This window comes from Chryseobacterium sp. (assembly GCF_029240215.1).
Taxonomy (GTDB): Bacteria; Bacteroidota; Bacteroidia; order Flavobacteriales; family Weeksellaceae; genus Chryseobacterium.
Genome location: NZ_JARBTK010000003.1, coordinates 110,143 through 127,996, shown reverse-complemented (window position 1 = coordinate 127,996; position 17,854 = coordinate 110,143). Strand labels below are relative to the sequence as shown.

19 protein-coding genes are annotated in these 17,854 nt (G+C 33.7%); 6 read left to right on the top strand and 13 right to left on the bottom strand.

Annotated features, from left to right (window positions below; all coding sequences use genetic code 11):
* Positions 1 to 34: 34 nt before the first annotated feature.
* Positions 35 to 1,021 carry a WG repeat-containing protein gene (locus K0R77_RS07835; RefSeq protein WP_300350779.1) on the bottom strand — a complete coding sequence of 329 codons (987 nt, stop codon included), beginning with the start codon at positions 1,019 to 1,021 and terminating at the stop codon, positions 35 to 37.
* A 93-nt stretch (positions 1,022 to 1,114) separates the two neighbouring features.
* Complete coding sequence (locus K0R77_RS07830; protein WP_300350776.1) at positions 1,115 to 2,743, bottom strand: NADP-dependent glyceraldehyde-3-phosphate dehydrogenase; 1,629 nt, start codon at positions 2,741 to 2,743, stop codon at positions 1,115 to 1,117.
* Between the two features lie 269 nt (positions 2,744 to 3,012).
* Between K0R77_RS07830 and tpx the strand changes: the two genes are divergently transcribed.
* Entirely contained in the window at positions 3,013 to 3,585 is a 573-nt protein-coding gene (tpx, locus tag K0R77_RS07825; RefSeq protein ID WP_300350774.1) for a thiol peroxidase, read from the top strand.
* Positions 3,586 to 3,618: 33 nt separating this feature from the next.
* On the opposite strand, the gene K0R77_RS07820 is transcribed toward tpx, so the two are convergent.
* The 5 genes from K0R77_RS07820 to K0R77_RS07800 all read right to left on the bottom strand — a co-directional run bounded on the left by K0R77_RS07820 (position 3,619) and on the right by K0R77_RS07800 (position 7,465).
* Positions 3,619 to 4,371 carry a TonB-dependent receptor plug domain-containing protein gene (locus K0R77_RS07820; protein WP_300350772.1) on the bottom strand — a complete coding sequence of 251 codons (753 nt, stop codon included), beginning with the start codon at positions 4,369 to 4,371 and terminating at the stop codon, positions 3,619 to 3,621.
* A gap of 90 nt (positions 4,372 to 4,461) precedes the next feature.
* The gene (locus tag K0R77_RS07815) at positions 4,462 to 5,220 is read right to left on the bottom strand and encodes an NAD(P)-binding domain-containing protein (RefSeq protein WP_300350770.1); all 759 of its coding nucleotides are present in this window, start codon (positions 5,218 to 5,220) and stop codon (positions 4,462 to 4,464) included.
* Positions 5,221 to 5,237: 17 nt separating this feature from the next.
* Positions 5,238 to 5,483, bottom strand: a complete 246-nt coding sequence (locus K0R77_RS07810) for a hypothetical protein (protein WP_300350768.1) — start codon at positions 5,481 to 5,483, stop codon at positions 5,238 to 5,240.
* Positions 5,455 to 5,688: a hypothetical protein gene (locus tag K0R77_RS07805; RefSeq protein ID WP_300350766.1), complete on the bottom strand. Its 234-nt coding sequence runs from the start codon at positions 5,686 to 5,688 to the stop codon at positions 5,455 to 5,457. The genes K0R77_RS07810 and K0R77_RS07805 overlap by 29 nt, the downstream gene beginning before the upstream one ends.
* Positions 5,689 to 6,766: 1,078 nt before the next feature.
* Entirely contained in the window at positions 6,767 to 7,465 is a 699-nt protein-coding gene (locus K0R77_RS07800; RefSeq protein ID WP_300350764.1) for a DUF6261 family protein, read from the bottom strand.
* 440 nt (positions 7,466 to 7,905) lie between these two features.
* Between K0R77_RS07800 and K0R77_RS07795 the strand changes: the two genes are divergently transcribed.
* Positions 7,906 to 8,154 carry a hypothetical protein gene (locus K0R77_RS07795; protein WP_300350762.1) on the top strand — a complete coding sequence of 83 codons (249 nt, stop codon included), beginning with the start codon at positions 7,906 to 7,908 and terminating at the stop codon, positions 8,152 to 8,154.
* Positions 8,155 to 8,314: 160 nt separating this feature from the next.
* Positions 8,315 to 9,475, top strand: a complete 1,161-nt coding sequence (locus K0R77_RS07790) for a DUF4062 domain-containing protein (RefSeq protein ID WP_300350760.1) — start codon at positions 8,315 to 8,317, stop codon at positions 9,473 to 9,475.
* Positions 9,476 to 9,611: 136 nt separating this feature from the next.
* Here K0R77_RS07790 and K0R77_RS07785 read toward each other — a convergent pair whose 3' ends face one another.
* The gene (locus K0R77_RS07785) at positions 9,612 to 9,953 is read right to left on the bottom strand and encodes a helix-turn-helix transcriptional regulator (RefSeq protein WP_300350758.1); all 342 of its coding nucleotides are present in this window, start codon (positions 9,951 to 9,953) and stop codon (positions 9,612 to 9,614) included.
* Between the two features lie 127 nt (positions 9,954 to 10,080).
* Between K0R77_RS07785 and K0R77_RS07780 the strand changes: the two genes are divergently transcribed.
* The 3 genes from K0R77_RS07780 (at position 10,081) to K0R77_RS07770 (ending at position 12,472) form a co-directional block, all read left to right on the top strand.
* Positions 10,081 to 10,302 carry a hypothetical protein gene (locus K0R77_RS07780; protein WP_300350756.1) on the top strand — a complete coding sequence of 74 codons (222 nt, stop codon included), beginning with the start codon at positions 10,081 to 10,083 and terminating at the stop codon, positions 10,300 to 10,302.
* A 66-nt stretch (positions 10,303 to 10,368) separates the two neighbouring features.
* Positions 10,369 to 11,175 (top strand): GLPGLI family protein, encoded by an 807-nt coding sequence (locus tag K0R77_RS07775; RefSeq protein ID WP_300350754.1) that lies wholly within the window; start codon positions 10,369 to 10,371, stop codon positions 11,173 to 11,175.
* A gap of 661 nt (positions 11,176 to 11,836) precedes the next feature.
* A complete protein-coding gene (locus K0R77_RS07770) occupies positions 11,837 to 12,472 on the top strand; it encodes a hypothetical protein (protein WP_300350752.1) in 636 nt (211 codons plus the stop codon).
* A gap of 383 nt (positions 12,473 to 12,855) precedes the next feature.
* On the opposite strand, the gene K0R77_RS07765 is transcribed toward K0R77_RS07770, so the two are convergent.
* The 5 genes from K0R77_RS07765 to K0R77_RS07745 form a co-directional block, all read right to left on the bottom strand.
* Positions 12,856 to 14,853, bottom strand: coding sequence for a urocanate hydratase (locus K0R77_RS07765; RefSeq protein ID WP_300350750.1), 1,998 nt, complete (start codon positions 14,851 to 14,853; stop codon positions 12,856 to 12,858).
* Positions 14,854 to 15,001: 148 nt separating this feature from the next.
* On the bottom strand, positions 15,002 to 15,301 hold the full coding sequence (locus K0R77_RS07760; protein ID WP_300350748.1) for a hypothetical protein: 300 nt from the start codon (positions 15,299 to 15,301) through the stop codon (positions 15,002 to 15,004).
* 58 nt (positions 15,302 to 15,359) lie between these two features.
* Positions 15,360 to 16,331: a D-glycerate dehydrogenase gene (locus tag K0R77_RS07755; RefSeq protein WP_300350746.1), complete on the bottom strand. Its 972-nt coding sequence runs from the start codon at positions 16,329 to 16,331 to the stop codon at positions 15,360 to 15,362.
* A gap of 307 nt (positions 16,332 to 16,638) precedes the next feature.
* On the bottom strand, positions 16,639 to 17,031 hold the full coding sequence (locus K0R77_RS07750) for a DUF1801 domain-containing protein (protein ID WP_300350744.1): 393 nt from the start codon (positions 17,029 to 17,031) through the stop codon (positions 16,639 to 16,641).
* A gap of 134 nt (positions 17,032 to 17,165) precedes the next feature.
* Positions 17,166 to 17,816, bottom strand: a complete 651-nt coding sequence (locus K0R77_RS07745) for a protein-L-isoaspartate(D-aspartate) O-methyltransferase (RefSeq protein WP_300350741.1) — start codon at positions 17,814 to 17,816, stop codon at positions 17,166 to 17,168.
* Positions 17,817 to 17,854: the final 38 nt, after the last annotated feature.

The window sequence follows — 17,854 nt, the reverse complement described above, 5'->3', positions numbered from 1 at the left end:
TATTATTAATAAAACTCAATTTAAATTTAAATATTTAATTGTCAAATGTAAAATCTACTTTGAAATATTGTTTTCCATTTTCACCTATATAGACATTTTGTGACTGGTGACTATCATAATTATTGATCTTTGCTTTGAAAACATCAAAGTTTCTTCCGTTAACCGAAAGACTTTTTGCAGGATCAAAAGACGAAAACTTGTTTTCAACAGTCACCCCGGAATTGAGTATGAAATAATGAGTGATACTTTTCTTTGAAGATGAATTTTGTTCTTTATATCCTATATAATTTTTAATTACATACAGTCTTTCATATTCTTTTGCCGGAAAAACAGTCTTTTGATCCTGATCGATCACATATTCCTTAGCTCCGGTCTGCACTAGGATATAATACTTCGATGTCCCGGGATTCCAGGTAACACTTTTATATTCTTTTTCGCCATCATTAATGAGAAAAGCAGATATTCTGGGAAGAAAAACTGCTAAAGGACTGCATTTTCCATTTTCATTTTCTGAGCAGATACTATAATAGGTGTTATTTGCCGACACCACATTGTACATCCCTTTTTTAGCATATTTTTTCTTAAAAAGCTCCAACACTTTTTCATTGGTATAACTGTCTGATTGGTTAGCATATTCTGCAGTTACCGGACTGTACGTATTCGGTGTACTTTCTAAAACTCTTTTCTTCAGAAGCCGGTAATCATTAGAATAATAATGCAATTCTTTTTCAGAAAAATAAACTGCATAACCATCCGCAGTTTTACTGATTGGTTCTACAGAAATAAACGGAATTACAGCTTTCAGATCTTTATTGAGTAAGCCATATTTCCCATCTTTTTTTACAGAATAGCCATTGGTTTTGGAAGAAAAGAAATCAGTATCCGAATATATCGGTTCCAGCAGGATCTTCCCTTCTGTATCGCAAAGTCCATACTTTCCGTTATCATTAAAAGGAATTAAATTTTGTGCCTTAGAAATAAAGCTTGATAAAACAATGAGGCAGGTGAAGATTAATTTCATGATTAATATTGGTGTTTTGTAAAAGTAATCTAATTATGACGAACGTACAAAAAAACCTGCTTTGAAGCAGGTTTTTATATTAAATAATCTAGATTAAAACAGATAATCCGTACTCAAAAAATTAGAATCATGATCCCTGACAATGGTGTTCAATAAATTTTTGTTGGATTCCGTAGATTTCGCAGCCACCAATGATCTGATTGAGAACGAACGAAGCGCATCAAAAACAGAAAGCGTTCCTTCTGCAGAATCTTTTCTTCCGGTAAACGGAAAAACATCGGGACCTCTCTGAGCCTGACAATTGATATTCACACGGCTTACCAGATTCACAAACGGATCGATCAGTTTTGAAACTTCCAAAGGATCTTCACTAAAAATACTCACCTGCATTCCATGATCGGCATTCACCTGATAATCAATCGGCTCTTCAATATCATCAAACGCCACAACAGGAATTACAGGACCAAATTGCTCTTCATGATACAATTTCATGTCACTGTTCACAGGATAAACAACCGCCGGAAAAACAAATGAAGCCTCATTATAACCGCCATTTTCATTTAAAACTTTTGCCCCTTTTGATACAGCATCATCGATGCATTCTTCCAGATAAGGAGGTTTGTTGACTTCAGGAAGCGGTGTTATTTTTACATCTTTTTCCCACGGAAGTCCTCCTTTCATTGCAGAAACTGCAGCTGTTAGCTTTTGAGTAAATTCTTCAGCAACATCTTTCTGCACGAAGATTAATTTCAATGCAGTACAACGCTGTCCGTTGAAAGAAAGTGCTCCGAGAATAATTTCGCTTACCGCAATATCGAGATTGGCATTTTTGGTAACGATGGCTGCATTTTTTGCATCTAAACTAAGAATTGCTCTTAATCTGTTTACTTTCGGATGCAGTTTTTTTAGTCCGTTGGCTACTTTGCTCGAACCAATAAAAGCCAAAACGTTCACTTTTCCACTTTCCATGATCGGCGTGATGATTTCCGAACCTTTTCCATATAAAGTATTTACCGTTCCTTTCGGGAAAGATTCTTTAAATGCTTTTAATAAGGGATAATGTGCTAAAACGCCATGTTTAGGAAGTTTAAATAAGATTGTATTTCCCATAATTAAAGCAGGAATCAATGTGGTGAAAATTTCATTCAAAGGATAATTGAAAGGTCCCATACTCAAAACCACGCCAAGCGGAGCTCTCCTGATCTGCGCAATCGTGCCTTCTGCCTGCTGAAAACGTGAAGATTCACGGTCAAGATCTTTTAAGGCATCGATGGTTTGGTTGATATAATCTACTGTACGGTCAAATTCTTTGGTAGAATCAGGTAAAGTTTTCCCTATTTCCCACATAAGTAATTTGATGATGAGATCACGTTCTTTGATCATTAAATACACAAACTTCTGCATACATTTGATACGCTCTTCCACAGACATTGTCGGCCATTCTCCAAGACCGTTATTGTAAGCTTTTACTGAAGCTTCAAGAACTTCCATTGCTTCATCCGGACCGATGTTGGGAATGCTTCCCAACAGTTTTCTTTCTAAACCGTTTTCCGTTCGGATACAGACCGGCGAGTAAATTTCCGTAACTTCTCCCTTCCACTCTACCAATTCGCCGTTTAAAAGATAGACTCTCTGATGAATTTCCTGAACTTTATATTCTTCGGGGATTTCGTTTTCACTTTTAAAAATTTCTTTGAATAATTCTGTATTTGCTGAACTCATAAATTTTTCTTTTTTTAATAATTTGAATTTGAAAATTTGAAAGAATAAAGTTAGAGCTAAAGATTGACTTTCGGAATAGCCAATTCATAGATTTGCTCTATTTTTCGGGTGTTTGAATTAAATTTAATTTTTGGTAATGGAAAAAAGAATAATTTTGCTGAAACCTGTCTAAGCTTTTATTTTATACTACAAATCGAAGATTGAATTGAGTTAAATTCATAAAAATTTACAGTTAAAGTTTAATTTAAGCTGACTTAAAAATAAAATTTATGTTTTCAAAATTAGTTTTCAGTACATTATTGTGTTTTTCGGTACTTACTTTCGCTCAAAATTCTAAGACAGCAAACACTGTTTTGATGGGAGGAAAACCTGTACATACTTATGCAAAATTACCATCGGTAAATCAACCTGCTCCAAAATTTACCCTTACAGATGTTGCAATGAAAGACCAAACTCTCGATTCTTACAAAGGAAAGTTTGTGATTCTTAATATTTTTCCGAGTGTTGATACCGGAGTTTGTTCGGCCTCTGTTCATCATTTCAATGAAGATGCTGCCAATATTCCAAACACGGTTGTTCTTTGTATTTCTAAAGATTTACCTTTTGCACAAAAGAGATTTTGCGGCGCAGAAGGCATAAAAAATGTAGTAATGCTTTCAGATTTCCGTTCTGATTTTGGAAAAACATATGGTGTAGAAATTACAGACTCTGTCATGAAAGGACTTTTAAGCAGAGCTGTTGTCGTGATCGATCCTTCAGGAAAAATTATCTATGAAGAGCAGGTAGATGATATTTCACACGAACCGAATTATGAAGCGGCGATTAACGCGGTGAAAAATTAATTTTTGCTTTAAAAATAATAAAACCTCTGGTAATTAATTGCTAGAGGTTATTTTTTTAGACTTCCATTTCTTTTTCATAGTTATCAAAATGACTCCGTTTTTTCCTTTTTCACCATATATTGCAGTTGCAGACGGACCTTTCAGAATATTCACACTTTTTATAGCGTTGGAATCCAGTTCTCTAAATTCTTTTAAACTTATTATTTTTTCATTCATTACTACTAATGGATCTGAGTTCTCGTTTATGCTTGAATTTGCTCCACCAATCGTCATTTGTCTTTTGCCAAGACTATCTTTTGGCATAGAATTAATAATTAATCCGGGTGATTTGGTTGAAATTTCTGACATTTTGTTTTTTTGAGCATTCTTCAAAACATCTTCCGATACTACTGTAGATGCTCCAACGACCATTTTCCGGGTTGTTACTTTATTGAATGCCGGAAAAATCACTACTTCCCCTATTTCTTCAACCTTTAAAGTATCATTTTCAACTTTTTGCTGTGCATTTATGGAAACAAAACCTCCGGTTGTCAGGATAAAACCCACAGCAAATTTTGTAAACAATGAATTGATATAAGAATACTGCAGGTTTCTATTGAGCTGTGAGTCATAAAAATTACCACAAATATTTTCTGTAGACTCTGAAAAAGCCTCTACTATTTCAGCATCAGAAGCCACAGTAAAATCTCTGACTGTTTTAGAACAGACAGAACAGAATCTTCCTTTTTCTTCGGGAGTCATCATTTCCCAATTTTCGTGACATGGTTTTGGTATGGTGATTTTCATCGTCTCTTTTTATATAAAGATGCGGGATTCAGAAGAAAGGTTGGAAAGCCGACTTAGATTTTTCTAAAATAAACTTATTATTAAAAAAAATTACAAATGAAAATATCTCGGATCAGGATATTGAAATTCAAAATTCAATTCTTTAATCAATTTTTCGGGAGAAATAGTTCTTCCAATCGTTGTTCTCTCTCCCTTGTAAGGCAAATCCTTTTGAGCATTAATAATTTCTTCTTTATTCGGATAAATCGGAGCTACAACATTATACACTTTGGATTGAGATTGATGATCCAACATTTTTTCAACAACCGAACAAATATCCACATAATGAATATGATTGACCAACTGATCTAAATTGGATATATTATAATTCTTTAAAAGCCGTTGATCTCCCATCAATCCAGCTAATCTCAAAATATTGGTGTGAGGGAATTTATTTAGAATGAAGTTTTCACTCTCAACGTTTTCGGCGGGTTGATCTTCTTCTGTAAATTCTTTTTCCTCTTGAGGATAAACTCCGGTTGAGCTCATCAAAAACAACTGACCTTTATAATCTCCAAGAAATTTCATTAGGTTTTCCCGTTTGCCATTCATCGGAATTTGCACACCTCTGATTCCGGAAAACGGAACGCTGATAATGATAGCATCTAATTGCGAAGCAACTTCCCATTCCTTCATTTCTGAATTAGTTTCATCGGGAAAACTTGCCAAAGTAGCCTGATATCCTTTAGATTCCAGATCTTTAATTTTTGATTCTGTCGTCGTCGTTGCAAAAATTTTATATTGGTTTGACACCCGTTCTGCGATATGATTTCCGAGCCAGCCGCAGCCGATGATTCCTAGTTTTTTCATATTTAAATTATTAATCTTTATAAATCTTCGTAGCGTTTGATATAATAAAATACAAATGCTAAAATAACTAATTTGTTGTGAAAATTTTCTTTGACCTGAACTTCATAGATCGGTTTTAAAAAACTGTATCTTCTTCTGAATTTCACCAACAGTTGGTCACTTTCAAATTGATGCAGTGAAATTGAACTTTCATACCAACTTCTGGATTTAAAATAATAGATTTCCGTATATTTTTCACCGTAATAAAATATTCTTTGGTGCACAGAATCTATTTTCAGCATCCAATCTTCCGGCTTTATTATTATAATGAGTTTCCTGGCTGAAAAAATCTATTTTTTTGTAATAATAAATTTCTCCATCCACTTTCAAATGTTCTTTTCTACCCAAAAGAGATCCCAAAATCTGTTCACCAACAAGATTTCCATTCTCATCTAGCACCTCATACAAATCGGCTTTAAACATTTTCATATTTCAAAAATATCATTTTAATACAAACATTCATCAACATAGTTCATAATATCTGCTATGAAAAATCCGTCAGTTCGAGTAAAATTCTAAAAGAATTTGTATCGAGAACCAGAAGCTTAAGACAAAATTTGTTTGTTCATTCAAAAAGTTCTCGATACATTTTTCCTTCGGAAAAACACTCGAACTGACGAATCAAGTTCATAATCCAAAAATATCATTTTATTTCCACACACTTTGTCATCCCGTAGGGATCTCAGCATAGTATTAGAAATTAGTTGGAAAGATGCGGGTTTAGATTCTTTCAGAATGACAAACAGAGTGATTAATCTTGCTTTTCTTCTCAATCTATTCCCACATTCCCACACACTTTGTCATCCCGTAGGGATCTCTTAGATTCTTTCAGAATGACAAACAGAATGCTTGATCTTGCTTTTCTTCTCAATCTATTCCCACATTCCCACACACTTTGTCATCCCGTAGGGATCTCAGCATAGTATTAGAAATTAGTTGGAAAGATTCGGGTTTAGATTCTTTCAGAATGACAAACAGGATGGTTATTTTTAATATGACTATAAGCAATGTTACTATAACCAATCCGTCAGTTCGAGTAAAATTCTGAAAGAATTTGTATCGAGAACCAGAAGCTTAAGACAAAATTTGTTTGTTCATTCAAAAAGTTCTCGATACATTTTTCCTTTGGAAAAACACTCGAACTGACGAATCAAGTTCATCATACAAAAATATCATTTTATTCCCACACACTTTGTCATCCCGTAGGGATCTCAGCATAGTATTAGAAAATAGTTGGAAAGATGCGGGTTTAGATTCTTTCAGAATGACAAACGGAGTGGTTATTTTTAATATGACTATAAACAATGTTGTTGTAACAAATCCGTCAGTTCGAGTAAAATTCTGAAAGAATTTGTATCGAGAACCAATGAGCCTAAAAATAAAGTTGTTTTGTTGGTTATTCAAAAAGTTCTCGATACATTTTTCCTTCGGAAAAACACTCGAACTGACGACTCGACTTCATGTCATTTGAATAAAAACTCAGCAATTTGCTGAGTCATTCTATCATTTAAGATGGTTTTTCTTCCTTCGTCTTTACTTCCGAATTTTTCGCTGCTTTTACCAGCTCATTCGTATCACTGTAGAGAAGTTCCCAATCCGGAACGTCTTTCATTGCGGTCAATAGATTGATGTACGATTTCAGGTTTTTCTCAAGGTCTTTGCGGATTGCGCTTGCACTCGTCATTTGTCGGAGGTCTGCATTGGCTTCTGCCTGATCTGCAAACAACGTTTCAAAAGCTTCATGCTTGGTTTTCATTTCGGTAAATGCTGCATCCAAAGAAAGAACAGCGATTTTCTGCCTGTTTGCAGGAATCTCCAGTTCTTCGATCAGCTTTTTCATTTGAGCAGTCTGTGAAGAATAGCTTAAGCGGTCGAGATTCAGTCCGAAGGTCTTGAATATCCCAAATATATCTTCCGCCAACTGATGATTGGGTGCAGAAGGAAGCTGTCGGTAACCGTTGAGAAATGCTTTGAGGTTGGTGTAAGCGACATCCCTTTCATGGTCTGCTATGGCAACTTCGCTTCCTTTTCCGCTGTAGATCTGCTTCGTATACACTTGATCATATTCGGTGTACGAGGTTTGCAAAGTTGTGGTAAGAGGATGATTGGTAATCACAGGATATTTTCCTGACTGAATGTTGGTAATAATTCTTTGAGCCAAAGTCGCAAGGTCTTTAGTGCTCAATCTCACTAATGAAATTTTCATCGTTTAATGTGTTTATTTGTTAAAAATGTATTAATTACTCAAAACAAATATAAAAAATTCTGCATTTAGTTTAAAACATTTTGTGGGGAATAAAATGCAGTTGCAAGAAGTTTCCCGCAACTTGTAGGAGACTTCCTGCAATTGCAGGAGGTGACAAACAAGGTTGTTTTAAACAAAATGCGGATGCAGGAGGTTTGTTTTAAGAGTGTTTGTGAGGTTCTACGGATGCAAATGGTTTGATTTGGTTATTTAGAATATGAAATTTTCCATATCATATTCCGCTAATACAGGATTTAACCTTGTATAGTCGATTCACGATAAAATTTCCGTGTTTACACTGGAAGAATTATAAAAGAGCATTTGTAGATTGCAATAGTATTTCAAATAAAATCAGCAGTTTACGGGTATCCGTAATTATTAAGATTTTAAAATAAATATATTTGAAAACTAACAGAAATTATATAACCATGAATGATTTAGATTACAACTCAATTAAAAGAAAAATTGAAACTCAAAAGTGTTCTGAGCATCACAAGAATCCACAATTCATCAAAACTTCAAAAGGATTTGAAATCAAAGCTTGTTGTGAGAACTTCAGAAGTGAATTAGTTAAGAAGTCAGAAAAGATTATTTCTGAAGAAACAAAAAATTCTATCGAAAAAATGATGAAAAATATTTTTAAAAAGTAGCAAGTCTAAGACATTTTAAAATTATTTTCGGGGGAATTTTGATTATGGAACATTCGTTATGTAGATTTATAGTAGTAATATGTATTTTCTGACCTTCAATAAATTAAATAAGATATACTATATTTGAAATTATATAACTATTAACCAATAATTTTCATTAATGAATAACCTTAATATTTTTATTAGTTCCACTTGCTATGATTTGTCTCATTTAAGAGCAAATATTAGTGATTTTATAAAAGATTCCGGACATAATCCCATTTTATCAGAATATAATAGCTTTCCTGTTTCCCCTGATCTAACAGCCGTAGAAAACTGTATAAAAACGGTTAAGGATAATGCAGATATTCTTGTGTTAGTAGTTGGAAGTAGATATGGAAGTATTATAGAAAGTGGAAAGTCAATAACGAATACTGAATTTTTGACCGCAAAACAAAAGGGAATTCCTATTTTTTGCTTTATTGATAAAAGCATCTTAACAACACTGACAATATGGAAAGATAATAAACACGCCGATTTTTCAAAAATTGTTGATAATAATAAAATATTTGAATTCATTGATGATATTAGATCAAAGAGAAATTTATGGGTATTTCCATTTGAACAATCACGAGAGATTATTGAAACATTAAAAAATCAATTATCTTATTTATTTAAAGATAGTTTGAGAGTTAAAAATATTTTTGATAAAAATGTAGATGATTTTTTCAAAATCAATGTTAGTGAAAAATGTTTAAAAATTCTTATTGAAAAGGAAGACTATTACGAGTTTGAATTTCTTTACCAAACATTTATAGATGAAATTGAAAAAAAAGAATTCCTAAAAAATGATATTAAGTATTCCATTTTAGTAGAACCAAAGCAATTTATAGACGATTTAGAAGAATTATCAGAATGGGGCTCAAATCGTCTTAAATCATTATTAACTATAACAGGTAATCTAATTAATTTATTTCCCGTTTTAGTCCAATTCGTCAATGAAAAAGGACAACCATCAGATATTAAGGGATTATATTATATATCAGTCAAATATTCACAAATATTTGAACAACTATTAAAATGGATGATAGATGTAAAAAGCACTTATATTATCGAAGATTTTTCAGATTTGAAAATTTATTTAGCTGATATGGCGTCTGATGTTGTTGAAAAACTTTGGGACTATCCTTATGAGATAAAGAGACAATTAGATAATATTAAAGATCAAAGGTTATTAGGTAACAACATTGATAAATTAGATCTAAATTTAATATTATCAGTAAATAAAGAAGCTCAATTAAAGTTTAGTGAAAAGTTGAATGAAATTAGAAAAAAAATATAATAAAAAAACGTTTTTGAGGATTTGCAATCCGTGAGCATTTACAAGAACGGAAGGCACGAATTAAAAATCCACGCCATCTATGTAAAAATATGAAACCTGCCTCACAGCAGGTTTTTTTATTTCAAACAAATATCTTTTACTTTTTCTTAGACAATTCCTCCTGAACAATTTTACGAATTGCTTCCACATCATTCTGAATCAACGGAGAATTGATTTCTCCCGAATTGTTCACAATTGCGTTATGAGAATTATGGGCATTAATAATCAGCTTTTGTTTTTCAGAAAACTCAATAATCTCCAAAGGATTGAGCTCAAGCTCGTCTAAAAGCTGTCCCAGTTTTTGAATATCAAAACTGACATCACCGTTTTCAAGCTTAGAATATTGCGATTGTGAAATACCTAAAACATTTGCCAAATATTCTTGCGAGAAATCTTTTCTCATTCTTGCCTCTCTTATAAGTTTACCCTTTACATTCATAGTATGTTTTTTGATAAAGCGAAAGTACGAATAATTTATTTTTTAAGGAATAATTTATTTTATAGAGAATTGCAGAATTAGTGTATGAAATTTACCTTTGTACTGTAATTATAAAAAAATATCAATTATGAAAAAATTATTCATTATCGGAGCTATAGCCGTCGGAACTTTAGCAAGTGCTTTACCATTCAGAACAACTTGTGGTATAGTTTTTCAAATTAATGATAACTATGTAAAGAATGCAACACCTAAAGACTTAGAAAATACGATGTCACAACTAAACTATAATGCTTGTGGAACATTTCCAACACGTTTTGTTTATTATACTTCTTCTACATCTACATCGTAGTTTTTCATCTAAAATTAATTTTTATTTGGCTATTTTGGTAATTCCAAGAATAGCCTTTCTTACATTATGAAAAAAAATATATTATTATTAGTTTTTACTCTTTTTATTTTTTCAGTAAAAGCTCAAAAAAGTTTTAATACAGAATATCAGGCGGGATATACACTAGATTATAAGAAAAGTAACTTACCCAACGCTAAAAGCGAACTTACAACTTTCATTCTGCTGATGAATGAGAAAGAATCTTATTTTAAAAGTATGAATGTTTATGTTGGAGATTCTTTAAAGTATTATAAGAAAATTAAGATAACAGGAGATATGGAGAAAGATTATAAAACTCTTTACAATTATAATAGTGAATATCCGGAAAATATTGGCACTACTACCGCCAAAATATATGTTACAACACCCATTACTACAGCAAATGTTTCCTACGATGAACCTAATAATATCGTATGGAAATTAGTCAATGAATTTAAGAATATTGGAAATGCTAAATGCCAAAAAGCTGTTACTACCAAATATGGAAGAAACTGGATTGCGTATTTCAATCCTAAAATTCCGTTAAACTTTGGTCCATACAAATTTAATAAACTTCCCGGTCTTATTGTAGAATTGTATGATGAAAAAAATGATTTTCATTACAAATTATACAGCTTTAAAAAACGAAAAGGAGTTTGCCAGTTTGCTAACTCTTATAAAAATATAAAACCTGTGAAAAAGGAAAAAGCATACCAATGGATAAAAGATTCATATCTCACTACCGACTTTTCAGAAATTTTAGATAATGCAGATCCTGAAACCATAAGACAGCTTAATAGAAATTCCAGAAAATTATATGAGCAGTATAATCCTATTGAGTTAAAAGTAAATTAAATCTTCTCACAAAAAAACCTGCTTTACAGCAGGTTTTTATATTTTAAATCAAAACTTCTCGATACGCTTTTTTTCAAAAGCTACTCGAAGTGACGAATTGGAAAATCTTATTTATCAATCAATGAATAAAGAATAAAGTTTACAGCTCCGTCAGTTCGAGTGTTTTTTCTGAAGGAAAAAATGTATCGAGAACTTGTGAATCAAAGACAGTCAAGAATCAAAACTTCTCGATACGCTTCTTCTAAAAGTTACTCGAAGTGACGAATTGGAAAATCTTATTTATAAATCAATGAATAAAGTTTACAGATCCGTCAGTTCGAGTGTTTTTTCTGAAGAAAAAATGTATCGAGAACTTGTGAATCAAAGACAGTCAAAAATCAAAACTTCTCGGTATGCTTCTTCCAAAAGCTACTCGAAGTGACGGCATCCCAATCTCGCGGATTTGCAATCCGTGAGCGTTTACAAAGCTAAGGCACGGATTTAAATTCCGCGCCATCTAAAAAAAACCTGCCTCTCAGCAGGTTTTATCAATTTCCACAAAATTCACCAACCAAGGCAACCTTTCAAGAATTTTAAAGTCTTATAAGTAAAGAGTGATGATTAAAGCTTTTTCAGAAAGTATTTTTCCATTCTTACATGATTAACTTTAAAATTCTTTGTCATGAAAAAAGCACTTTATATTTTGGTATTTTTACTGAGCTGCCCAATCTGTTTTGCACAGAAAGATCAGATAGCATTTTATGCAGGAATAGAATTACAGCCCGGAATCCGGAAATATCAGCCTGCGTTACACATTAACATGAGATCATACATCAACGACCGTGTTTCATTGGGAGGAGCATTGAGCTTTATGAGCGAAAAACATCCTGAAAATTTCGGATATTCAGCCGACAGAACACGATCTAATCATATTACTCTCAATTTTTTAGTTCAAAATGATGTGATCAATAACGAAAAAGTTTTTTTCAGCACGTATCTCTCAACTGGTCTGTATTTTTTAAGCCTCGTCAATCCCGATGAAACAAGTACCCAAACGCAGTACAATGAAATTGACGGAATATGGATCGTCAATGAGTATGAGGTCCCCCGAAAACTCGAACGTGATATTTTTTATAATATACAGGGCGGATTAGATTTTTCACTGAAATTAGGAAGCATTACTAAGGAGAATATATCGGTGTATCTTACCACCCGAGCCGGATACCAGTTCGTTTTCGGAAACGGAGATTTTGCAAAGGGGAATCAGTTTTCAAAACCTGTGGTTTCTCTTGGGGTGACTTTTAAAGGAAATAAATAATTGTCTTCTTATTGCAAAAAAACCTGCCTTACGGCAGGTTTTAATATTTGTAAGATTTCCCATTCGTCAGTTCGAGTGTTTTTCGGAGCAAAGCGTAGAAAAATGTATCGAGAACTTGTGAATAAAAGACAGTTAAGAATCAAAACTTCTCGGTACGCTTTTTTCAAAAGCTACTCGAAGTGACGAATTGGAAAATCTTATTTATAAATCAATGAATAAAGTTTACAGCTCCGTCAGTTCGAGTGTTTTCGGAGCAAAGCGTAGAAAAATGTATCGAAAACTTGTGAATCAAAGACAGTCAAGAATCAAAACTTTTCGATACGCTTTTTTCAAAAGCTACTCGAAGTGACGGCATCATTAAACATTTTCAAATTAAATCATTTTCAAATTTTCAAACTAAAAAGACTCTCATCCACAAAATTCGGAAGCGTCACTTTCAAATTAGGTTCGGCTTCCATCGCTCTTTTAATGGCGAAAACAGCACCTTCATTTCTAGCCCAGCTTCGTCTTGAAATTCCGTTGTTCACGTCCCAGAAAAGCATCGATTTTAATCTTCTGTCGGCATCATCACTTCCATCGAGCAACATCCCAAAACCACCGTTGATCACTTCTCCCCAACCAACACCGCCTCCATTATGAATGGAAACCCACGTTGCCCCACGGAAACTATCACCTATCACATTGTGAATCGCCATATCTGCCGTAAATCTCGAACCGTCATAAATATTGGAAGTCTCTCTGTACGGCGAATCCGTCCCCGAAACATCGTGATGATCTCTTCCCAAAACTACCGCTCCGATTTCTCCTTTTTTAATGGCTTTGTTGAAGGCTTCAGCGATTTTCATTCTTCCTTCTGCATCGGCGTACAGAATTCTTGCCTGTGAACCGACCACCAATTTATTTTCCTGAGCACCTTTGATCCAGGTGATGTTGTCTTTCATTTGCTGTTGGATTTCTTCAGGTGACGTTTTAATCATTTCTTCTAAAACCTGACAAGCAATATCATCCGTTTTCTGCAAATCTTCGGGTTTTCCGCTTGTACAAACCCAACGGAACGGTCCGAAACCATAATCAAAACACATCGGACCCATAATATCCTGAACATAAGATGGGTATTTGAATTCCCTTCCAATTGTTGGATTATCTGACATGACATCGGCTCCGGCTCTTGAAGCTTCGAGTAAAAAGGCATTTCCGTAATCGAAGAAATACGTTCCTTTTTCTGTATGTTTAGTGATGGCTGCAGCATGTCTTCTCAATGTTTCCTGAACTTTTTCTTTGAATAATTCAGGGTTTTCTGCCATCATTGTATTGGATTCCTCAAATGTTTGATCAACCGGATAATAACCACCTGCCCAAGGATTGTGAAGCGAAGTCTGGTCTGAACCAATATCAATTCTTAAATTTTCTTCATTAAATTTCTCCCAAACCTCAACGATATTTCCAAGATAGGCTAAGGAAACAGTTTCTTTATTTTCCTGAGCTTTTCTTACTCTTTCTACCAATTCATCAAGATTTTCATGGATTTCGTTTACCCATCCTTGATCATGACGGATTTTTGTGATCTTTGGATTAACTTCAGCAATAACCGTAACGCAACCTGCAATATTTCCTGCTTTTGGTTGAGCTCCACTCATTCCGCCTAAACCAGAGGTCACGAAAAGTCCTCCTTTTGGTTCTTTATTTATTTTTCTGAAAGCATTTAAAACCGTAATCGTTGTTCCGTGAACAATTCCTTGCGGACCGATGTACATATAACTTCCCGCAGTCATTTGCCCGTACTGGGAAACACCCAGCGCATTAAATTTTTCCCAATCATCAGGTTTAGAATAATTTGGAATCACCATTCCGTTGGTCACAACGACTCTCGGGGCATCTTTATGAGAAGGAAATAATCCCATCGGATGACCGGAATACATCGTTAAAGTCTGTTCGTCTGTCATTTCCGACAGATATTTCATCGTCAAAAGATACTGCGCCCAATTGCTGAAAACCGCACCATTTCCGCCGTAAGTAATCAATTCATGAGGATGTTGTGCCACCGCATAATCCAGATTATTTTGAATCATCAGCATAATGGCTTTTGCCTGTTCAGATTTTCCCGGATATTCTGCAATATCTCTAGCTTTCATCTCATAATCCGGACGAAATCGGTACATATAAATTCTACCGTATTTTTCTAATTCCTCTTTAAATTCCGGCAAAAGTTCTGCGTGAAATTTTGGATCGAAATAACGTAAAGCATTCTTTAAGGCTAATATTTTCTCTTCTTCCGTTAAGATTTCTTTACGTTTCGGAGCGTGGTTAATGTTAGTTTTGTATGGTTTTGGCTGAGGCAATTCTGTTGGAATTCCCTGTTGTATCTGTTCCTGGAAAGTCATATTCGGTTTAATGTTCTGAGTTTTAAATTCAATGTTTCAAAGTTTTAAAGATATTCAAATTAGAAAATATGTTGCAACAAAACATTCAAAATTCCTGACATCAAAAAACTGCATAAAAAAACCTTACTCAAAAAGTAAGGTTGAAATTTTATTCAATGATATCTTCGTTTTCTTCTTCGTGATCATCTTCATTATCACTTCTGCTGTAGAAATCATTTTCCTCATCAGGAAGCTGATTGGTAATCTGTTCAAAATTATCGTCATCTTCTGCACCGGGAATATCTAAACCATAAGGCATCCCGTCATTCACATTCTCCGGATTGATGATCGGATTTCCGTCACCGTCCAGAGGAATATGTTCTTCTTTATTGAAAATATCCTCACCCGGATTATAATCCATTTCTTCTAATTTTCGATCCTGTTCGTTGGTATTGTCTTCTGATATCATAATAATTATATTTAATGTTACGTTTTATAAGACAAAAATGATTCCAACATTTTCATTATTACTTATAAACTTCAGGATTTGCACAATGCGGCATTTTTTCACCTTTTGAAAACGCAATAATATTTTCAGCGGCCAATTTTGCCATTCCGTTTCTGGCTTCGACTGTTGCCGAACCGATATGTGGTAAAATACAAACATTGGAAAGCCCCAAAATCGGATCATCGTGCAGCATCGGCTCCGGATTGGTCACATCAAGACCGGCTCCCCAAATCTCTTTTTTGGTAAGTGCATTGTAAAGATCAACCTGATTATGGAAACCGCCTCTTGCAGTATTGATGAAAATTGCATCCGACTTCATTTTTTTGAAAACGGATTCATTAAAAAGATCTGCATGCTCCTTTGTAAAATTCGCATGAATACTCAAAACATCAGATTGCTCAACCAATTCATCAAACGAAACATATTTTGCTCCAAGTTCATTTTCAGCTTCTTCATTATGGTTTCTGTTATGATAAATAATATTCATATCAAAGGCTCTTTTACACTTTTCTGCCATCTCAAAACCAATTCTTCCCAATCCGAAAACACCTAAAGTTTTGCCATACAGCTCCTGTCCTAAAGCATGCAACGGATCAAAATCTCCCCAATTATCAGATTTTACTCTTTCAAAATAATAACTGGCTCTTCTTGCAACCGATTGCATCAGTAAAAATGCGATATCAGAAGTAGCTCTGCTTAAAACATCGGGGGTATTTCCAACAGGAATATTTCTTTTGTTGGCTTCTCTAATATCAACATGATCAAAACCGACAGAATACAAAGCAATCGCTTTTATATTTGGACATTCATCAAAAAATTCTTTTCCATATTTATTTTGTCCGACATTAAGAATGATATCAGAATCTTTGCAGTATTGCAGCCATTCTTCCTGTGAAAGATTTGAGTTTTCAGGAATTACTACTTCAAGTCCGGCTTCCTCAAGCATTTTAATTCCAATTTCCGGAATTCTTTTGTTTATGAATACTTTCATCTTTATTTAATTAAATTTTATTAATAAAAAAACCTCACTCCTTTTAAAAGTGAAGTTCTAATTCTGTTAATATTATTTTTCCTTATCTGAATCTGAATCATCCTTATTTTTTTTCCAAAACTTCATATATATATTTATTAGCATGAGAAAAAAACCTTGTTTTGTAACTTCCTTATTCTGACTTCTTATTATTCAGGTAATCTTTTACCTAATTCCATAATAAGTATAAAGTGATTGGGTTTAAAAAATGAATTCAATTTTTAGACCGAAATGACTTAGAATTATTATTTTAGAATTTACAGTTTAATTATTTTAATCTGACCAATTCCCCTTTTCTTTTCACGATATTTTTATAATCCCATTGAATTTCTTTAGATTTTTCGATCCATTTTTTTAAATCATCTTCATTAATCTCACCTTTATCATTAAAAAAGATTGACGCATCCTGAAATTTTTCACCTTCGATATTCAGCTTTGTTTCGTTAAAAGATTTTCCGCTCCAAAACATGAGTCGGATTCCTTTTTTCTGTTTGCTGTAACCGACAATTGGATTTCCTTCCAGAAACCAGACAGGATGACCATGCCAGATTTTTGACTCCAAACTGTTTAAATTTTCACCAATCAATTCAGATAATTTTGAGCAGATTTCCTGATCAGATTCAGTTTGTGAGCCGTTATAATTTTGGATTTCGGGATTCATGTTTTTAAATTTAATTTTTAAAAAAATTGCGGATTTTATATTCCCTAGGAATTCAAGCTCATTTTGTGAAAATTAAATTATAAAAACTTTGCTGAGATTCCCAAAGAGTATTTGTAAAAAAATTCAAACTAAAATTATTGATTGGTATTATTTAACATCGGGACAAATTTATACGCTCCGAATTCTTCTTTTTCAAATTCTGTCGGTGAAGTTTTGGTAAATCTATACAAAACCTGTTCGTCAGTCTGACCTAAAGGAATGACCATTTTTCCGCCCACCTTTAACTGTTTTAATAATTCTGTCGGTAAAACTGCAGCACCACACGTTACGATAATTTTATCAAAAGGTGCAAAAGTCGGAAGTCCGGCAAAACCGTCACCGAAACTCTGAAATTTCGGATGCAAGTGAAGTTCTCTGAACTTCTTCTTAGAAAAATCAAACAGATCTTTCTGTCTTTCAACTGTATAAACCAAACCTCTCATCGCCAATAAAACTGCAGTTTGATATCCACAACCAGTTCCAATTTCAAGAACTTTTTCTCCAGCTTTTAATTGCAGCAATTCCGACTGTTCCGCAACCGTTGAAGGATGAGAAATCGTCTGATGCGACAAAATAGGGAAAGCGCGGTCTTCGTAGGCGAAATCTTCGAAAATACTTTCAATAAAAAGATGTCTCGGAACTTCATTCATCGCCGAAAGTACATTTTCATCGGAAATCCCGATCTTCTGACGGAGATACTCAACCAAAATCTTTCTTTTTCCTTTGTGTACGAATGAATCCTGCATTATTTTTCAGTAGTATTAGGTAATCGTTTATAGAGTTT

Coding starts and splice junctions, on each gene's coding strand:
- K0R77_RS07835 (WP_300350779.1), bottom strand. CDS start 1,021: ATGAAATTAATCTTCACCTGCCTCATTGTTTTATCAAGCTTTATTTCT.
- K0R77_RS07830 (WP_300350776.1), bottom strand. CDS start 2,743: ATGAGTTCAGCAAATACAGAATTATTCAAAGAAATTTTTAAAAGTGAA.
- tpx (WP_300350774.1), top strand. CDS start 3,013: ATGTTTTCAAAATTAGTTTTCAGTACATTATTGTGTTTTTCGGTACTT.
- K0R77_RS07820 (WP_300350772.1), bottom strand. CDS start 4,371: ATGAAAATCACCATACCAAAACCATGTCACGAAAATTGGGAAATGATG.
- K0R77_RS07815 (WP_300350770.1), bottom strand. CDS start 5,220: ATGAAAAAACTAGGAATCATCGGCTGCGGCTGGCTCGGAAATCATATC.
- K0R77_RS07805 (WP_300350766.1), bottom strand. CDS start 5,688: ATGAAAATGTTTAAAGCCGATTTGTATGAGGTGCTAGATGAGAATGGA.
- K0R77_RS07800 (WP_300350764.1), bottom strand. CDS start 7,465: ATGAAAATTTCATTAGTGAGATTGAGCACTAAAGACCTTGCGACTTTG.
- K0R77_RS07790 (WP_300350760.1), top strand. CDS start 8,315: ATGAATAACCTTAATATTTTTATTAGTTCCACTTGCTATGATTTGTCT.
- K0R77_RS07785 (WP_300350758.1), bottom strand. CDS start 9,953: ATGAATGTAAAGGGTAAACTTATAAGAGAGGCAAGAATGAGAAAAGAT.
- K0R77_RS07780 (WP_300350756.1), top strand. CDS start 10,081: ATGAAAAAATTATTCATTATCGGAGCTATAGCCGTCGGAACTTTAGCA.
- K0R77_RS07775 (WP_300350754.1), top strand. CDS start 10,369: ATGAAAAAAAATATATTATTATTAGTTTTTACTCTTTTTATTTTTTCA.
- K0R77_RS07770 (WP_300350752.1), top strand. CDS start 11,837: ATGAAAAAAGCACTTTATATTTTGGTATTTTTACTGAGCTGCCCAATC.
- K0R77_RS07765 (WP_300350750.1), bottom strand. CDS start 14,853: ATGACTTTCCAGGAACAGATACAACAGGGAATTCCAACAGAATTGCCT.
- K0R77_RS07760 (WP_300350748.1), bottom strand. CDS start 15,301: ATGATATCAGAAGACAATACCAACGAACAGGATCGAAAATTAGAAGAA.
- K0R77_RS07755 (WP_300350746.1), bottom strand. CDS start 16,331: ATGAAAGTATTCATAAACAAAAGAATTCCGGAAATTGGAATTAAAATG.
- K0R77_RS07750 (WP_300350744.1), bottom strand. CDS start 17,031: ATGAATCCCGAAATCCAAAATTATAACGGCTCACAAACTGAATCTGAT.
- K0R77_RS07745 (WP_300350741.1), bottom strand. CDS start 17,816: ATGCAGGATTCATTCGTACACAAAGGAAAAAGAAAGATTTTGGTTGAG.